This window comes from Bacteroides sp. ET225, from assembly GCF_024733745.1.
In the GTDB taxonomy this organism is placed as follows: Bacteria; Bacteroidota; Bacteroidia; order Bacteroidales; family Bacteroidaceae; genus Phocaeicola; species Phocaeicola excrementipullorum.
This window is the reverse complement of record NZ_JANRHN010000084.1, coordinates 1-1,322: the sequence shown is the minus strand read 5'-3', so window position 1 is coordinate 1,322 and position 1,322 is coordinate 1. Positions and strand designations below refer to the sequence as shown.

Sequence of the window (1,322 nt, the reverse complement as noted above, 5' to 3'; positions counted from 1 at the left end):
TTATTGCTGTCCGATAAAAATATAGCAAACGAATAAAAATAGGGCTGACTTCATTTGCGATGTCAGCCCATTTTCGTTAGATTTCTGTCGCCAAACAAAATCAATCCAACTATGGGCAAAAGTATACATTTTAGCGGACAGCCGCTCTATGGTCAGGTAATAAAATTATTGGATAAGTCAACAATCCTTCGTTTTAGTCGTAAACATGGTGGCGAACACTACATAAAACGTTTTGATTGCTGGACTCATCTTGTTGTTATGCTTTATGCGGTCATCATGCGTTTTGATTCCTTACGCGAGATCACGGCTTCCCTACAGGCAGAAGCCCGCAAGCTTTTCCATTTGGGTATCAGCTCAATGCCTTCACGCAGTACACTTTCCGATGCCAACCAACGACGTCCGGAGGTTATATTTGAGTCCATTTATCGTGATTTATACGCCACATACAGGCATGTGCTTTCCTCGGACAGCCGCAAAAGCAGGGATGCTGTCTGGATGAAGCGTCTCCAGATTATCGACTCCACTACTATCACACTGTTCTCCAATCTGCTGTTCAAGGGCGTGGGCCGTCATCCCAAAACCGGCAAAAAGAAAGGGGGTATAAAAGTGCACACCGTCATACACGCCAATGAGGGAGTCCCTTCTGATATAAAGTTTACATCTGCAGCCACCAACGATTCTTTTATGTTAAAGCCGTCAACATTGAGCAAAGGAGACATAGTTGCCATGGACCGGGCATATATTGACTATGAGAAACTGGAAGCACTCACGCAAAGAGAAGTTCTGTATGTGACAAAAATGAAGAAGAATCTAAAATACAACATTATGGAGGACTGTATCTACCAGACAACAGACGGTCTTATGGAAGTGCGCATACAACATGTCACATTCTCTAAAGTTCTGAAGGGTGGAGAAATACTGATTCATCATGCCCGTATCATTACCTATGCCGATACCAAAAAGCACAAACTGGTTGCATTGCTTACAAACGATATGGAATCAGACCCGAACGAAATTATAGAAATTTACCGTAAACGCTGGGAAATTGAACTGTTGTTCAAGCAGATAAAACAGAACTTCCCGTTGAAATACTTCTATGGAGAAAGTGCAAATGCCATCAAGATACAGATTTGGGTGACGCTTATTGCCAATCTGCTTCTGATGGTAATGAAAAAGAGACTGACGCGTTCCTGGAGTTTCTCCGGACTTGCCACCATGATGCGGATTACGCTTATGTATTATGTTGATTTCTACAGCCTGTTTAATCATCCGGAGAAAGATTGGGAAACGCTATTAAACGTAAAGCAGAAAGAAGATTACCA

General features: G+C 42.4%; 1 protein-coding gene. It reads left to right on the top strand.

Annotation, left to right across the window (positions count from 1 at the left end):
• Positions 1–111 precede the first annotated feature (111 nt).
• Positions 112–1,322, top strand: a 1,211-nt coding sequence (locus NW212_RS15190) for an IS4 family transposase (RefSeq protein WP_258339453.1), incomplete at its 3' end; no start/stop codon positions are given.